We start from the raw sequence: 15,755 nt of genomic DNA, 5'->3' as shown, positions 1-15,755 counted from the left end.
ACGCGTGGAAAGGGGGAAGGAGCGGAGGTCAGGTAAAAGTGCTTCTAAGTTCAAGTGTAAGAAAGCGCTTAGGAAAGAGCAATCCGGGAATGTCTGAGGGAGCGCTCCGGGAACACGAATTTCACGCTTATGGCAGGCTGAGAGAATGCAACTGCGGCGGGAACACATTCAAAGGCTGGCCGAGGAGTGCGGCTTTTCCCTTGGGGGCGTGGCCGAGGTCCCACCCGCAGATTCCGCGCAGTCGGCAGAGGAGCGCCAGCGCTTCGAGCACTGGATCGCCTCCGGGGCCGCAGGCGAAATGGAGTATCTGAAGCGCCGCAATGAAGACGGAGAGCTATTACGCAGTTCGATACGGGCTGTCTTCCCCTGGGCGAAATCGGTGATCGTTTGCGCGGCCAACTACAACGGCGCTCCAGTGCGATCGATCGATCCCGCGCCGGGAGGAAGCGCATGGATCGCACGGTATGCCTGGTCCGGACAGAAGGCGGGTCAGCAGGGCGGCGAAGATGACGAACGGTTGCGGCCGTCCGACTACCATAAGGTCCTGCTGAAGCGAATCAAGGCCATTGAAGACCGTCTTCAGCAGGAGCATGGACCCTTCGAGTCGCGGGCTTTCGTGGATACGGGCCCGATTGTCGAGCGCGTGTATGCGCGCTACGCCGGGCTGGGCTGGACGGGCAAGAACACCTGCATGATCAGCCAGGGCAAGGGCTCCTGGATGTTTCTCGGTGTGCTGATGACCTCGCTCGAGGTCGCAGAGGACAGCGTCGCGGTGATGGCGCAGGACCGCTGCGGCAGCTGCACGCGCTGTATCGATGCATGTCCTACCGATGCGCTGACGCCCTACCGGATGGACGCTTCGCGGTGTATCGCGTATCTCACGATCGAAAAGCGTGGCGTGATCGAGGGCGGAGAAGGCGAGGTCGATCTGCGGACAGGAATCGGAAGAAATGTCTTCGGCTGCGATATCTGCCAGGAGGTTTGTCCGTGGAACCGGAAAGCTCCGCTGGTGAATGATGCGGAGCTGATTCCGAGGCAGGAGCTGATGAATCCGGCGCTCGACTGGCTGGGAGCGATGAGCGAGGCGGATTTCGGGCGGTGGTTCTTCGGCTCTCCGGTCAAGCGCGCGAAATACGATGGCTTCCTGCGCAACGTGGCTATCGCCATGGGGAACAGCGGGCGGGAGGAATATCTGCCGCAATTGCGTGCATGGCTGGGCACGGAGGACGAAGGGCTGCGCAACGCCGCCGCATGGGCTCTGGAACAGCTCGGAGAGAAAACACAAACGGCCTCCTGATGGAGGCCGCAAAAGGTATATGTCCGGCCTATCGTCGTTTCCTTCGATAAGTCATTGGGGAGGAATAAAGACGAGATGGACGACTGAGACAGCTGCCGCCGTCTTGGAATTAGCTGCCGCGAACGACGTTTGCCGCGTTGAGACCCTTCGGTCCCTGCTGGCACTCGAAATCGACGGCTTCGCCTTCATTCAATGTCTTGTATCCAGTGTCCTGGATGGCGGAGAAATGCACGAATACATCTTCGCCGGTGGACCGCTGAATAAACCCATAGCCTTTTGCGCCGTTGAACCACTTCACTACGCCACGTTCCATAACATCGACTCCTTATGTTGGGCAGATCCGTCTTGCGTGATCAACAAAGCCTGGGATACACGGATGGGGCGACGGCGACCGTAGCCGATAGCCATGCAGCAGCGTGTATCAGGTGGCAGTGTTGAACGCCGAAAGTTACTCCTGCAGAAGACTGGCCTCTCAGGGAACCTATAACTCCCGAAGGAGTTATGGGTGCTCCTGTTATGGCAGGAAACGAACGGCGAAGCAAGAAAAATTTACAGCTCTATGGCTTAAGAATGAATTGATTACGGAAGGTCAATGTCCGTCGGTACTCGCTCGAAAGAGGGCCGAGCGAAATCGTTTTACTGGTTCACTACCACTGCGACCAGTCGTGACGGACCAATACCCATAGAGCGAGGAGTGCATTGCTGGTGGCGTGCGCGATTACTGCGTCGCCGATGCGTCCGCGCCAGCGCGCGAGCAGCGCAAAGGCAACGCCGGCGAAGATGCCGACCATCCACTGCGCGCCGTGCAATGCGCCGAAGATCGCGGAAGAGATCACAATCGAGAGCGGTGTCAGCCGGGCGAGGGAAGCGCTCTCGAAGTTGCGGCGCATAAGACGCCGGGCGAGATATCCGCGGAAGGCGAGCTCTTCGGCGATAGGCACGGTGATGACGGCGGCGGCACAGCGGAAGGCGATCCACGCGAAGCGTGCACTGGGCGTGAGCGTGGCGAGGTCCGAACCGAGACGGCTCGTCTCATGTTGAGAGGAGAGAAACTCCGGTGCGATCCACAACGCGAATACGGCGGCGCCGACGAGAGGCGACATCCAGCCGAAGTTCCATTGAAGTTTCCGGTACTCGGAACGGAAGGCCCAAAGCGCGACGATGGCGGCGAGAAACCGCAGCGGATAGAGCCACTCGAAATATCCGGATGCCGCGCGCGAGACAAATGACGCTGCCAGGATGGCAAGGAAGGGAACGAGGTACGCGGCGGTAGCAGGAGATTCTGCGCCGGTGGTTCGCTCGCTTGTCAGCATTGGAACTGAGCCCGAATCAATGGCCTCCGGGACTGCTACGCGCTGCTTCTGGAACCATGGAATGCGGGTCGTCGCCATGGAGAAAGCCAGGGAAACGAGCGTGAAGGCGATCCACCCGGCCTGGGAATGGAAGCCGACCATGGCGATGGCAGGAGCGCCGGCGTTGCCGATGAGAATAATCACTGCGATGCGCAGGATGTTGAGAGTCCAGACGGCAACGAGCGCGAGCGGGATGAGGAGAAAGGCTTGCGGGAAGCGGGTCTCGCGGCGCAGATAGAGCAGCCACGCGCAGGTAAAGACCAGGACGAGGCCGAGGCCCTCAATACCGGAACACTGCTCGGCGATCGAAACAGCGAAGCGGGAGGTGCCGACGATAAAGGTCGTGGGATCGACCACGACACCGGGCAGAATCGGGCTGAGCAGAAAGTGCACAGCCCGGAAGGCCACGATCTGAAGGATTCTTCCATGAGGCAGCGTCGATGTATCCCAGAGGCTCTGCATGGGTTGCCGGATCAGCGCCGCGGTGAGGCCGGCGACGAGGGAAAGCAGCCATAAGGGATTCGTCGCGCGGAGCGCACGCATCCAGGCGCGCAGCGGAATGCAGGCAAAGACAAGCAGGATGACGGCGGCGGAGACGATGGTGGTCGCGACGATATGCGCAAGCGGCGCGTACGGGCGGTACTTCGGACCGCGGGGCGCGATCCAGTACATCAGGTAGATGGAGAGTACGCCGGCAAGATGCCAGAAAAACCAGCCTCGGCGGAAGGGAAGGGATTCTGCGAGAGTCCTGAGACGACGGCGGCCCAATCCGACAAAGACAGCGAAGCTGACGACGGCGAAGGGGGCGATGATGCCAAAGATGGGGGCGCGTCTTGGAACGCTGGCCAGAAGGAGGCAATCCGCCGTGATGAGGGCGGCCAGCAGGTACAGACGACCGAGATAGGTCTCAGGCAGGCGGAACAGCGGCCTTGACTCGGAGTTTGACTGGGCACGAAGGATCCCGGTCAAGGCACGCATCGAGAGCAAAAGCAGAGACGGTCCGGCTGCTTACTTACGGCGCCGGGCGCGGAGAACGGTAAGGGTCCCGGCAAGCAGGGTGATACCGCTGACCGCGAGGCCAGGGTCGACTTCAGGAGCGGTTGCCGGTGACGGGGACTGAGGCGGAGGGCTCGGAGCCCACCAGGACGGATCAGCGTGAGCAGCAGTGCTCATACCGAGGGCCAGGCCCAGAGTAAGGAGAGGCAGTTTGAGGAACTTCTTCATGTCACGCTCGCAAAAGAAAGATTTCAACACTCACCGGTCTTTGGAATCTCAGATAGCGAAACGAGATGCGCTGTCACAGATTCTACGGTCTAGGCCGTCCGCGGGAAAACCTCTTCCTGCGGGGTTCATGCTGGTTGCGTTGATCCGGACACAATATCCGGAGGCCCGAAAAGCTTTGAACGGCACTTTGGAATGTCCTGACGCTCGTCGCCAGAAGGAGAGCGGTCCCTCTGCCAATACAACAGGATTATGCCTGACTTCCTTCGCAAGCGATTCCCCCGTATGAGCGAAAAAGGAAAGTCAAAGGTAATGGTGAGGTAACTTGGGAAGAGGGGCAGTTCTGGTACGGTGCTGCTTCCCGAAGAGGGGGTAGCCTAAGCTGCGACGGCCCTCCAATGCATACTGAAGAGAAGAGCACCCCTGAAAACACCTCAGGGATATACCCAGATTTGACCCGTATGGAAGGCTCACTGCAGAACATTCCCAAGACAACCCATGAAGTTCGGCCCGCGCCCTCCGGCCTGGCCGGCCAGCTGAAGGCTCTTGCGTTTTACCTGGCGCAGAGCGAAGTGCACACCTACGCCTTCAGCGTGGCGGCGAATACGATCCTCTCACTCTTTCCGTTCATTGTGATGGTCTGGACGATCGAACGCCGGATTTTTCATTCTCCAGGAATGGATGCGGTATTGAGCGACCTGCTGCGCTACTTCCTGCCGGCTCACCAGGATTTTGTGGTGAGAAACATGGGGCTGCTGGCGCATGCGCGCGGGCAGGTGCAGGTTATCTCGATCGTGACGCTGCTGATCTCCTCGACCGGCGTGTTTCTGCCGCTGGAGGTCGCGCTGAACCGGGTGTGGGGCGTGACAGAGAACCGGTCGTATCTGCTGAACCAGGCGGTTTCGCTGGGGCTGGCCTTTGCCGTTGGGCTGCTGGCGCTCTTCTCCGTGGCATTCACCGCCGGTCAGACGCATCTGGTGGAGCTGATCTTCCGCAATCACACTGAATGGCTCATCGTGAGGCTCGCCGGTGGTCTCGTCCTGCGGACTTCTGCGGCGGTATTCAGCATCGGCATCTTCTTCCTCATTTACTGGCTGCTGCCGAACCGCAAGCTCCCGGTGCGGGCGGTGCTGCCGACCGCGGTCCTGATGGGGTTGCTGTGGGAGGGTGCGAAGACTCTCTACGTGCTGGTGCTTCCACACATGGATCTTGAATCCGCCTACGGGCCGTTCTCGGTTTCGGTGAGCCTGATGCTATGGGCTTTCCTGACGGGGCTTCTGCTGCTGGGAGGCGCGCATCTTTCGGCCACGCGGTATACGCTTCGGCTGGCCCACGAGGCGGATGTGGAGCGGGCGCGCGAGGAAGGCCGCGGATAAGAATCCGCGATGCGGCAGCGGGGAAGCGGAGACTTAATAATCGTGAGTCTATTGCCAAGGATGAGTCTTCTGCCCACACCGGCTCTCCGCTACACTCAACTCTACAGATGGGACACGTTCGCAATTTTGAGATTGCGGTTTTTCGACGCGTACGCCGCGACCCCCCGCAAGGGAAGGTGCACCGGATCGCGTTCTGGCTCTTCGTGATCTATCTGCTGCTCAGCTTTGGGCGCGCCCTGCCCGGGCAGGGCCGGGAGATCTTTGAGGTACTCAGCTTCTTCACGCTCCTGCTGCTGATCGGCTTCTGTATCCCGCTGCTCTGGCGCTGGGTCTTCGGACGGCTTCTGTGGAAGGTCCGCAACCGGCTGGTGGTGACCTATCTATTGATGGGACTGGCGCCGGTCGTCCTTTTTGTGGCCCTTGCCTCGATCATGCTGTACGTCTTCGCGGGGCAGTTTGCAATCTTTGCGGCGTCCACGGAACTGACGTCCGAGCTGGGAGACCTGTCGGCCGCCAACCAGGGATTTACGACCCACATTCTGCATTCGATCGCGGTCGATCCGAAGCGTACGAGCATCCCGGTGTTCGAGTCGAGCGAGAATGCGGAGATGCTCAAAGGCACGTCGGTGATGGCCTTTGAAGATGGCCGTCCTCTCACGTTGACTCCCGAGAGCCCCGCGACGAAGGCCACCGTAATCTTTCCGGAATGGCTGAAGAAGAACTACAGCGGTGTAGTGCTCGAGAACGGCCAACTCTATCTGCGCGCCGTGAATGTGGAATCCCTGGGAGATCGCCAGATTACAGCGGTGACCAGCCGTCCTCTGCACCGCGAGAATCTGGACCAGATTGCGCACGGGCTTGGGGAGGTTTCGCTGATTCCGGGGATCCGGATCGACGACGATGACGACAACGCATCGCATGCCAAGGGGCGTACGGAGTTTCGCTTCCAGCCTGAAGGTACGCCTGTAAACAAAGCAAAGCAGGATACCGATAAGGCGAAGCAGGATGCGAAAGAGGTTGAGATGGTCGAGGCGCGCCGCTCGACGGTGAGCGGCGGCAACCTGCCCCCCGCGCAGAATCTCTATGACATTCCGGTGACCTTCCTTGCGCCGCTCGACGTGATGGACTGGGCGACTGGCAAGCCGCATTCGACCTATGCACAGGTCACATCCCGGCCCTCGCTGCTGTACCGCCGGCTGTTTATCACCTCCGTCAAGATCGCCGCGATCATCCAGGATGGCCTGATCGGTGTGGCGATCGCCTTCGGCGTCATCGAACTCTTTGCCTTCGTCATGGCGGTGCGGCTCAACCGCACGATTACCGCTTCGGTCGATGAACTCTATGGCGCAACGACAGCCATCGACCGTGGACAGCTCTCCCATCGCATTACGGTAAAGCGTACCGATCAGCTGGCGTCATTGAGCCGGTCTTTCAATACGATGGCGACCTCTCTTGAACGTTTACTTGAAGAACAGAGAGAGAAGCAGCGGTTGCAGAGCGAGCTGCAGATCGCGCAGGAGGTGCAGGCAAACCTCTTTCCGCGCGGCAATGTGCAGGTGCCGAAACTGGAGCTGCATGGCGCGTGCTATCCGGCGCGCACGGTGAGCGGCGATTACTATGATTTCCTCGTCTTCGGCGGTTCGAGCGTGGGGCTGGCGATCGGGGACATCAGCGGCAAGGGCATCTCCGCAGCGCTGCTGATGGCGACCCTGCACTCGGCGGTGCGGGCCTACCGGTTTGCCGGAGAAGAGCTGGTGACTCCGGGTGTTGCGGCGACCGGGGATGCAGCTGTGCGTGATTCAGATGAAGAGGAAGGAGACTGCGGGGAGCTCTTCGAGGAGCCTGCGAAGATTCTGGCTTTGCTGAACCGGCATCTCTACCGCAGCACGCAGCCGGAGAAGTACGCGACGCTTTGGCTGGGGCATTATGAGGGGGCCTCGCGGCGGCTGATCTACTCGAATGGCGGACAGCTGCCTCCTCTGCTGCTGCGCGCCGACGATTCGGTGAAGAGGCTGGACTGCGGCGGCACAGTGGTCGGCCTGCTGAACAACATGAGTTATGAGCAGGCCTCCGAGCAACTGGAGCCGGGAGACATCCTCATCGCTTACAGCGACGGCGTTACGGAGCCGGAGAACGAGTTCGGCGAGTTCGGTGAGGAGCGGCTGCTGGAGGTGGTGCGGCGGCACCGGCACCTCTCACTGGCGGCCATCTCCGAGCAGGTGATGGTGGCGCTGCGAAGCTGGATCGGCGGACAGGAACAGCCAGACGATATCACCCTGGTGCTGGCGCGTCAGCAATAAACCTGAGGCGACTCGGGAACGCTCCCCCGCGTCTATGGAGACGAATGGGGAAACGCATGGCTCTGAGCTGTCAACAAACCCTCCCAAAGGATAAAGATTTGAAGCCGAAGAGAATTCGGGCACGCCGGTGGTTGTGTGGACTGCTCTTGACCGCTACTGCGGTCGCGGTGCATGCGGATACGGTGGATACGAATCCACTCAACCACGAGCCGGAGGTGCGGGCGGCCTTCGACCGCTTCTACCTGATGGACTACGATGGCGCCCTCACGCGCTTTGAGGCCATCGAGGCGGCGCATCCGCAGGACGCGATCGCAACCGATTATGTGCTGAATGCGGTGCTCTTCCGGGAGCTTTTCCGGCTTGATCTGCTGGATACGACCTTTTACGCGAACGACGGATTTCTGACGGGCAAGCACACCGTGGCCGAGGATCCGAAAGTGCGGGACCAGGTGAAGCAGCTGGCGCAGAAGGCGATCGGACAGGCCGATGACGTTCTAAAGACAAAGCCGGACGACGTGAATGCGCTCTTCGCTCGCGCCTGGGCACGCAGCCTTGAGGCAACGTATCTCGCAATGGTCGAGCGCGGCTTCGGTGCGGGCATGAAGCTGGCGTTGGGCGCGAAGAACGACGACGAACAGGTGCTCAAGCTCGACCCGAACTATGTGGACGCGAAGATGGTGGTGGGGATCTACCAGTACGTGGTGGGGGCTCTGCCTTTCGGCTTCAAGATCATCGTGGGGTTTGCGGGTATTCACGGTTCGAAGACGACGGGCATGGAGATGCTGCACGATGCCGGGTCACGCGGCGTGATCACCAGCGTCGAGTCGCGGACGGCGATGACGCTTTTCCTGCGCAGGGAGGCGAAGTATACCGATGCCTACGCGATGGCGAAGGGGCTGGCCGACCAGTATCCCCGGGATTTTCTCTTCAATCTCGAGGAAGCAAACCTTCTGAAGGATGCGGGCCAGTGGCGGCAGGCGATCGACCAGTACCACGTGGTCATTGCCGATGCGAAGAAGCCCGATTACTTCCCGTCCTCGCACCTTGAGCTGGCTTATTTTGGCCTGGGAGAGACACAGCGCGGGCAGAAGTTCTTCCCTGATGCGGTGGTCTCTTATCAGGCTGCAGCCGCGGAGCCGGGCGTCAGCCCTGAGCTGAAGCGGCGGTGCCTGCTGGAGGCGGGGATGGTCTATGACCTGATGAGCCAGCGCGACCGGGCGAAGCAGGAGTACCAGGCGGTGATCGACGAGGGCGGTGACAGCGTGCAGGCCGACCAGGCCCGGAAATATGAGCACTCGGCCTACACCGGCCATTGATCGGCAGGGAACTGCACGGGGCGGTATTGCGTAATTCTGAACGGAAGACATTCCGGCCTGCTCTGAGGCCGGGTGTAAGCTTCCGGACAAGAGGGAACAGCGATGGCCGTATTTTGTCAGAACTGCGGAAACAATATGAATGACGGGGCTCGCTTCTGCTCGGCCTGCGGCGCGCGGCTGTACGTGGCGGCCCCGGTCGATCCTGGCTTCGCTTCGGGAGTAAATGCCGGCGGATGGGCCGGGCATACCCGGCTGATTCGTCCACGCGCGGGGCGCATGGCTGCCGGCGTATGCCAGGGGCTGGCGATCAGCTACGGCTGGGACGTGGTCTGGGTGCGTGTGATTACGGTGCTGCTGGCGATCTTCGGCGGCGGCGTGGGCATCGTCGGCTATGTGATCTTCTGGATCGTGATGCCGGAAGAACCCCTGCTTCTGCCATCAGGCACGACCTACGTTCCACCAAGCCAGGGCTGAAGCCCGAATCGGGATGGAGGGCGCGGCTTTCGCCTGCGCCCCGTCCGGTTGGTGTGCTTCGCGGCTAAACTAGCACTCGTGTTCTATACCTCGGACGACGCGAAGCTCTTTTACACGGTGGAAGGCAATGGGCCGGCTCTGGTGCTGCTGCATCCGATGCCGGCCAATCATCGTTTCTGGCTGGAGACGGCGGCGGCCTTGTCGCAGCGCTACCGGGTGATCCTGCCGGACCTGCGCGGACATGGTCAGTCGGAGGCAGGCGAAGGGCCGATCACCATGGCCAGGCTGGGCGCGGACATCGAGCGCCTTCTTGACCAGGTAGGTGTTTCGAAGGCAATGTTCGCCGGCTGCTCGATCGGCGGCTATGCGCTCTACGAATTCTGGCGGCGAGCCCCGGCGCGGGTCGAAGCGCTGGCCTTCTGCTGCTCCCGGCCGCAGGCGGATAGCGACATCGCCCGGGCAAAGCGTGAGGAGTGGATCGCGAGGATCACCGACCGCGGTACTGGCGAGTGGGTCGAGTCAATGCTCGAGCAACTGATTGGGCCGACGGCGCGGCGGAGAAATCCGGAGAAGCTGGGCGAAGCCCGCGAAATGATGCAGATGGTCACGCCCGGCGCGGCAATCGCCCTGCAGCAGGGGCTGGCCGAGCGGCCGGACTCCACGGAAACAGCGAAATCGATGCGGGTACCGACGTTTGTTCTGGCTGCAGGAGAGGATCAGTCCTCAACGACCGCGGATATGAAGCTACTGGCCGAGCTGATCCGCAGCAGCGGCTTTGGAGCCGAATTCACCGAGATCAAAGATGCGGGGCATTACGCACCCTGGGAGCAGCCGCAGATGGTGGGACGGCTGCTGCGGCGGTTTTTCGACTCCGTTCTTTAGCTCAGATGGCGCATCGTCATCGGGCTTTCAACAGGGCAGCGGGCTGCGGGCATTAAAATGAAAGAAAACGTCGGCGTTGCTGCCGGCTGCTCGAGGTTTTCTGCCGCATGTCCGTCATTCTCGAATCGCTTCCCGCTGGCCAGAAGGTTGGCATTGCATTTTCCGGGGGGCTTGATACCAGCGCCGCGTTGCACTGGATGAAGACCAAGGGCGCCAAGCCCTACGCCTACACCGCCAACCTGGGCCAGCCGGACGAGGAAGACTACGAGGCGATCCCGCGCAAGGCTCTGGAGTATGGCGCCGAGAAGGCGCGCCTGATCGACTGCCGCGTGCAGCTGGTGCAGGAAGGCATCGCCGCTCTGCAGTCGGGTGCATTCCACATTTCGACGGCTGGCGTGACCTACTTCAACACCACGCCCATCGGTCGCGCGGTAACCGGCACCATGCTGGTGACGGCGATGAAGGAAGACGACGTCAACATCTGGGGTGATGGCTCGACCTTCAAGGGCAACGATATCGAGCGCTTCTATCGCTACGGCCTGCTGGTCAACCCGGATCTGAAGGTCTACAAGCCGTGGCTCGATTCGGCCTTCATCGACGAGCTGGGCGGTCGCGCCGAGATGTCGGCCTTCCTGCAGAAGAGCGGCTTCGACTACAAGATGTCGTCGGAGAAGGCGTATTCCACCGACTCGAACATCCTCGGCGCGACGCACGAAGCCAAGGATCTCGAGCTGCTGAGCTCCTCGATTCGCATTGTGCAGCCCATCATGGGTGTGGCTTCCTGGCGCGACGATGTTGCGGTCAAGGCCGAAGAGGTGACGGTTCGCTTCGAAGAGGGATACCCGGTCGCGCTGAACGGCACCGAGTATGCCGATCCGGTCGAGCTGATGCTTGAGGCGAACCGCATTGGTGGACGCCACGGCCTGGGCATGAGCGACCAGATCGAGAACCGCATCATCGAGGCCAAGAGCCGCGGCATCTACGAGGCTCCGGGGCTGGCGCTGCTGTTTGCCGCCTATGAGCGCCTCATCACCGGCATCCATAACGAGGACACCATCGAGCAGTATCGGGAGAACGGCCGCAAGCTGGGCCGCCTGCTCTATCAGGGCCGCTGGTTCGACTCGCAGGCTCTCATGCTGCGCGAGACGGCGCAGCGCTGGGTGGCGCGTCCGATCACGGGCTCTGTCACGCTTGAGCTGCGTCGCGGTAACGACTATTCGATCCTGAACACGGAGTCGGAAAACCTGACCTTCAAGCCTGAGCGTTTGACCATGGAAAAGGGCGAGTCGGTCTTCTCGCCGCGCGACCGCATCGGCCAGCTGACCATGCGCAACCTGGACATCACGGATACGCGCGACAAGCTGTTGACCTACGCGAAGTCCGGTCTGCTGACGCTGAGCACCGCGACCGAGATGCCGCGGCTGAGCGGTACCGATGAAGGCAAGGAGTAGCTGAGGACAAAGAGTAGCTGCTTTCTTTCGAACGACCGGGCGGGGCTGGAGATTTCCAGCCCCGTTCGCATTTCGAGACATACCTGTTGCGAGCTCGGCCGGGAGTGAAGCTCTAAAGTTTTTCTTTAAGGTTTCCGCGTTGCGATGCGTTTGCGAGCGGTGGTAGGCTGCGGTGTTTCTTGCGGTCCAAATCCTTTTGTTCGTGCGGAGACCTCATACCATGCAGACGAGCTACAACGGCCTGACCCTGCCGGCAGACGGCAAAGCCATTTCTTATGCAGACGGCAAGTTCACCGTGCCGGATCATCCGATCATTCCGTTCATCGAAGGCGATGGTACGGGCCGGGATATCTGGCGGGCGTCGAAGCGTGTTTTCGATGCGGCAGTCGAGAAGGCCTACGGTGGCAAGCGATCAGTAAAGTGGTTTGAGGTCTTTGCCGGAGAGAAGGCATTTCAGGAGTTCAAGACATGGCTGCCGGATGACACCGTGGCGGCAGCGCGGGATCTGCGAGTCTCCATCAAGGGGCCTCTGACGACGCCGGTAGGGGGCGGCATCCGTTCGCTGAATGTGGCGCTGCGGCAGATTATGGATCTCTACAGCTGTGTGCGGCCGGTCCGCTATTACGCGGGTGTGCCCAGCCCGGTGAAGCATCCGGAGAAGCTGGACGTGGTGATCTTCCGCGAGAACACCGAAGACGTGTATGCGGGCATCGAGTTCCGCGAGGGGACTGCGGAAGCGAAAAAGGTGATCGGCTTCCTGAATAACGAGATGCTGGCCGGCGGGAAGAAGCGCGTGCGCGAGGATTCGGGCGTGGGCATCAAGCCGATCTCGATCACCGGGACGAAACGGCTGGTGCGGAGGGCGATTGAGTATGCATTGGCGAATGGCCGCAAGAGCGTGACATTGATGCACAAGGGAAATATCCAGAAGTTCACCGAGGGCGCGTTCCGCGAGTGGGGCTATGAAGTTGCGGTCGAGGAATTTCGTGAACATGTGGTCACCGAGCGCGAAAGCTGGATTCTTGGCAATGTCGAAGCGAATCCCGGGCTGAGCGTGGAGCAGAACGCGGCGCTGATCGAGCCGGGGCTGGAGTTTGCGCCGGAAGAGTTTCGCCGGGAGGTGTATGCCGAGGTGGGCGCGGTGCTGGCGTCGATCGGCAAGACGCACGGCGGCGGTACGTGGAAACAGAAGGTGCTCATCAACGACCGTATTGCGGACTCCATCTTCCAGCAGGTGATTATCCGGCCCGAGGAGTACGCGGTGCTGGCCTGCCCGAACCTCAACGGCGACTACATCTCGGACGCATGTGCGGCGCAGGTCGGCGGCCTCGGGATTGCACCGGGGGCGAATATCGGCGATGGATACGCGGTGTTCGAAGCGACGCACGGCACAGCGCCGAAATATGCCGATAAGGACGTCATCAACCCGGGATCGGTAATCCTTTCCGGCGTGATGCTCTTTGAATTCATCGGCTGGAAAGAGGCTGCTGTGCTGATTGAATCGTCCATGGAGAAGACGATCCAGCAGAAGTTCGTGACCTACGATTTCGAGCGGCAGATGCAGGGGGCGACCAAGGTGAAGACCAGCGAGTTCGCAACTCACATGATTGCGAATATGGGATGAACGGGCACGCGGGGACTCGAAAACCGATGCCGCCGGCTGGTACGATCTAAGAGGAAAAGGAGACACATGCGTAAGAAAGTTTCGATTGTCGGCGCAGGCAATGTCGGCGCCACTGCAGCTCACTGGATCGCATCGAAGGAACTGGCGGACGTGGTTCTGCTGGACGTAGTGGAAGGTGTTCCGCAGGGGAAAGCCCTGGACCTGCTGGAAGCCATGCCGATTGAGAAGCGTGACTCGCATGTGATCGGCACCAACGATTATGCCGATACGGCGAACTCGGACATCGTGGTGATCACGGCCGGTATTCCCCGCAAGCCGGGCATGAGCCGCGACGATCTTCTGCAGACCAACTACAAGATCATGTCGGATGTGGTGGCGAAGGTTGTCGCCAACTCGCCGGACTCGATCATCATCGTGGTTTCGAACCCGCTGGACGCGATGGCGCAGGCTGCCTTCCGCCAGGCCGGCTTCAACCGCGAGCGCGTCATCGGCATGGCCGGCGTGCTGGATTCGGCCCGCTTCCGCACCTTCATCGCGGAAGAGCTGCAGGTTTCGGTCGAGAATGTGACCGCTTTCGTGCTCGGCGGCCACGGCGACACGATGGTTCCGCTGCCCCGTTTCTCGACGGTGGCCGGTATCCCGATCACCGAGCTGATTGAGAAGTCGCGCCTTGAGGCGATCGTGCAGCGCACCCGTGACGGCGGCGCCGAGATCGTGAAGTACCTCAAGACCGGCAGCGCATACTATGCGCCTTCGGCTGCGGCTGTCGAGATGGTCGAAGCCATTCTCAAGGACAAGAAGAAGATCCTGCCCTGCGCGGTGTACCTCCAGGGCGAGTACGGGATCGAGGGCTACTACGTCGGCGTGCCTTGCAAGCTGGGCGCCCGTGGCCTCGAGCAGATCATCGAGATCAAGCTCACTCCCGAAGAAGATGCGGCTCTCAAGAAGAGCGCCGAATCTGTCCGGGAGCTGTGCGCCGTAATCGGCGTCTAGTTCCGGCTGTGCTGCAAAGAAAATGCCCGCGGAAAGCGGGCATTTTCTTTTGGGCGGATAGTCAGGCCTGGCGGCCGTCGATATGGTTGAGAATGCGGGCAAGCTGCGTGTCGTTGTCGTAGCCGTCGCGCACGGCGCGCTCTCGTGCGCGTGCGCCGATGGCTTCGCGAAGATCGGGGCGGCCGAGATAGAAGCGTGCCTTGTCTGCGCATTCCTCTACGGAGGAGAAGAAGACCGCTTCCTTGTCTTCCTCATATGTGGCGGCGTGGCCTTCCGACCGCTCGAGGAGCATAAAGCTGCCGCAGGCGGCGATCTCGACGCCTTTGTGGCAGACCTCGTCGTCGTTCATGTGGCTGATGAAAGCCAGGTTGACTCGCGATCTCCAGATGGCCTGGCGATACGCTTCATCGCCAAGGTATGCGTCCTTAACATAGCGTTCGAGCAACTCGGGCGGATAGAACTTCTCCCAGCGCGGGCCGCCGATCATCAGAGGCAATTTGTATGTGTCGCCGAGCTGCCGCAGAAATTCCGGGCGGTCTTCGTGCGGGCTGCCGACGTAGGAAAGTTCGCGTGTCCGGTCGGCTTCACTCCAGCCTGCGGGAGGAGGAAAGTGGATTGTGGGCTCGAAGCTCACCATGGTCCGCACCCATGAGAGTCCGAACTTTTCGAATATAGGAATGTCGGTGCTGCGGAATGCGCAGTTGAGATCGAAGAGACGAAAGACCCTCATGTACTGCCGCCAGCAGGCGTCTTTCCGTGGGCCGAAAGGGTTGTCCATGTTGTAGCAGACGGTGATCGCTCCAGCCTTGCGAATGCTCTGGATCGTCCTGGCGTTGAAGACGACCGGCTTGTCGAAGATCACTGCATCCGGCTGTGTTTCTGCTGCCAGCCTGCGAAGATCCTGATTGATGCGGGCGACGAACGGACCGAAAGGAAAGCGGTGCGCGATTGCCCCGACGACGCGTGAGCTGGGATCGTAGGGAGACGTGTCGAAACCGATGGCTTCCTGGCCGATGCGGGAGAGAGCGTGAAAGCGGTGCAGCGAAGTGCCGCCTTTGCTTAGATCGGCGACATACAGCACTTTGCGGCGGGCAGGCAGTGAGGTCAAGTCGGCAGTCCGTTCGAGTTGAGTCTTGTGTCCGGAGGGATCAGGACGGCAGCAGAGGGTTGTCTCCAGGTGATCAGCCTGACTTCATACTAGCGGCACAGAAGCGGATCGAGCTATGTGTGTGTAGCGGTGATTTGGCGCATCATCGACGCTTATGGCACGCTTTCCGTGATCAGAAAAAGACTCGGCCTCTGATACAATTGGCCCTAAGTCGCCTCTCCTCAGTGCTACGTGGAGTTTAGCTGGACAAAATATCCGGCGACAGCATGCGCTCACCAGATCAGCAATTTCCCTCCATGGTTCCGAAGATGAAGCCAGCAACAAAAGCAATATGTGGCCTCGGGATTATTGTGCGGTTCGT

General features: G+C 60.7%; 12 protein-coding genes. 9 read left to right on the top strand and 3 right to left on the bottom strand.

The genetic code is table 11. From position 1 onward, the window contains the following. Positions 1-145: 145 nt before the first annotated feature. Positions 146-1,297: a tRNA epoxyqueuosine(34) reductase QueG gene (queG, locus tag QM649_RS09595; RefSeq protein WP_415198811.1), complete on the top strand. Its 1,152-nt coding sequence runs from the start codon at positions 146-148 to the stop codon at positions 1,295-1,297. 109 nt (positions 1,298-1,406) lie between these two features. Here queG and QM649_RS09590 read toward each other — a convergent pair whose 3' ends face one another. Together QM649_RS09590 and xrtE are read right to left on the bottom strand one after the other, a co-directional pair. Beyond that, positions 1,407-1,610 carry a cold-shock protein gene (locus tag QM649_RS09590; protein WP_415198810.1) on the bottom strand — a complete coding sequence of 68 codons (204 nt, stop codon included), beginning with the start codon at positions 1,608-1,610 and terminating at the stop codon, positions 1,407-1,409. A 334-nt stretch (positions 1,611-1,944) separates the two neighbouring features. Beyond that, positions 1,945-3,618: an exosortase E/protease, VPEID-CTERM system gene (xrtE, locus tag QM649_RS09585; RefSeq protein ID WP_415198809.1), complete on the bottom strand. Its 1,674-nt coding sequence runs from the start codon at positions 3,616-3,618 to the stop codon at positions 1,945-1,947. 713 nt (positions 3,619-4,331) lie between these two features. Here xrtE and QM649_RS09580 point away from each other — a divergent pair. The 8 genes from QM649_RS09580 to mdh all read left to right on the top strand — a co-directional run bounded on the left by QM649_RS09580 (position 4,332) and on the right by mdh (position 14,286). Beyond that, on the top strand, positions 4,332-5,246 hold the full coding sequence (locus QM649_RS09580; RefSeq protein WP_415198847.1) for a YihY/virulence factor BrkB family protein: 915 nt from the start codon (positions 4,332-4,334) through the stop codon (positions 5,244-5,246). A 176-nt stretch (positions 5,247-5,422) separates the two neighbouring features. Continuing rightward, positions 5,423-7,546 (top strand): PP2C family protein-serine/threonine phosphatase, encoded by a 2,124-nt coding sequence (locus QM649_RS09575; RefSeq protein WP_415198808.1) that lies wholly within the window; start codon positions 5,423-5,425, stop codon positions 7,544-7,546. Between the two features lie 146 nt (positions 7,547-7,692). Beyond that, complete coding sequence (locus tag QM649_RS09570) at positions 7,693-8,862, top strand: tetratricopeptide repeat protein (RefSeq protein ID WP_415198807.1); 1,170 nt, start codon at positions 7,693-7,695, stop codon at positions 8,860-8,862. 102 nt (positions 8,863-8,964) lie between these two features. After that, positions 8,965-9,336: a PspC domain-containing protein gene (locus QM649_RS09565; RefSeq protein ID WP_415198806.1), complete on the top strand. Its 372-nt coding sequence runs from the start codon at positions 8,965-8,967 to the stop codon at positions 9,334-9,336. Between the two features lie 78 nt (positions 9,337-9,414). Beyond that, positions 9,415-10,218 carry an alpha/beta fold hydrolase gene (locus QM649_RS09560; protein WP_415198805.1) on the top strand — a complete coding sequence of 268 codons (804 nt, stop codon included), beginning with the start codon at positions 9,415-9,417 and terminating at the stop codon, positions 10,216-10,218. Between the two features lie 107 nt (positions 10,219-10,325). Continuing rightward, on the top strand, positions 10,326-11,669 hold the full coding sequence (argG, locus tag QM649_RS09555; protein WP_415198804.1) for an argininosuccinate synthase: 1,344 nt from the start codon (positions 10,326-10,328) through the stop codon (positions 11,667-11,669). A 220-nt stretch (positions 11,670-11,889) separates the two neighbouring features. Then, on the top strand, positions 11,890-13,293 hold the full coding sequence (locus tag QM649_RS09550; protein ID WP_415198803.1) for an NADP-dependent isocitrate dehydrogenase: 1,404 nt from the start codon (positions 11,890-11,892) through the stop codon (positions 13,291-13,293). A gap of 66 nt (positions 13,294-13,359) precedes the next feature. Next, on the top strand, positions 13,360-14,286 hold the full coding sequence (mdh, locus tag QM649_RS09545; RefSeq protein WP_415198802.1) for a malate dehydrogenase: 927 nt from the start codon (positions 13,360-13,362) through the stop codon (positions 14,284-14,286). Positions 14,287-14,347: 61 nt separating this feature from the next. Here mdh and QM649_RS09540 read toward each other — a convergent pair whose 3' ends face one another. Further along, positions 14,348-15,394 carry a CgeB family protein gene (locus tag QM649_RS09540; RefSeq protein WP_415198801.1) on the bottom strand — a complete coding sequence of 349 codons (1,047 nt, stop codon included), beginning with the start codon at positions 15,392-15,394 and terminating at the stop codon, positions 14,348-14,350. Positions 15,395-15,755: the final 361 nt, after the last annotated feature.

Source organism: Silvibacterium sp. (assembly GCF_047605705.1).
In the GTDB taxonomy this organism is placed as follows: Bacteria; Acidobacteriota; Terriglobia; order Terriglobales; family Acidobacteriaceae; genus Silvibacterium.
Note: the sequence above shows the minus strand (reverse complement) of the source record. Positions and strands in the feature narration are given on the sequence as shown.

Bases quoted from the DNA above. Each gene is read 5' to 3' on its own strand.
- queG (WP_415198811.1), top strand. From the start codon at position 146: ATGCAACTGCGGCGGGAACACATTCAAAGGCTGGCCGAGGAGTGCGGC.
- QM649_RS09590 (WP_415198810.1), bottom strand. From the start codon at position 1,610: ATGGAACGTGGCGTAGTGAAGTGGTTCAACGGCGCAAAAGGCTATGGG.
- QM649_RS09580 (WP_415198847.1), top strand. From the start codon at position 4,332: ATGGAAGGCTCACTGCAGAACATTCCCAAGACAACCCATGAAGTTCGG.
- QM649_RS09565 (WP_415198806.1), top strand. From the start codon at position 8,965: ATGGCCGTATTTTGTCAGAACTGCGGAAACAATATGAATGACGGGGCT.
- argG (WP_415198804.1), top strand. From the start codon at position 10,326: ATGTCCGTCATTCTCGAATCGCTTCCCGCTGGCCAGAAGGTTGGCATT.
- QM649_RS09550 (WP_415198803.1), top strand. From the start codon at position 11,890: ATGCAGACGAGCTACAACGGCCTGACCCTGCCGGCAGACGGCAAAGCC.
- mdh (WP_415198802.1), top strand. From the start codon at position 13,360: ATGCGTAAGAAAGTTTCGATTGTCGGCGCAGGCAATGTCGGCGCCACT.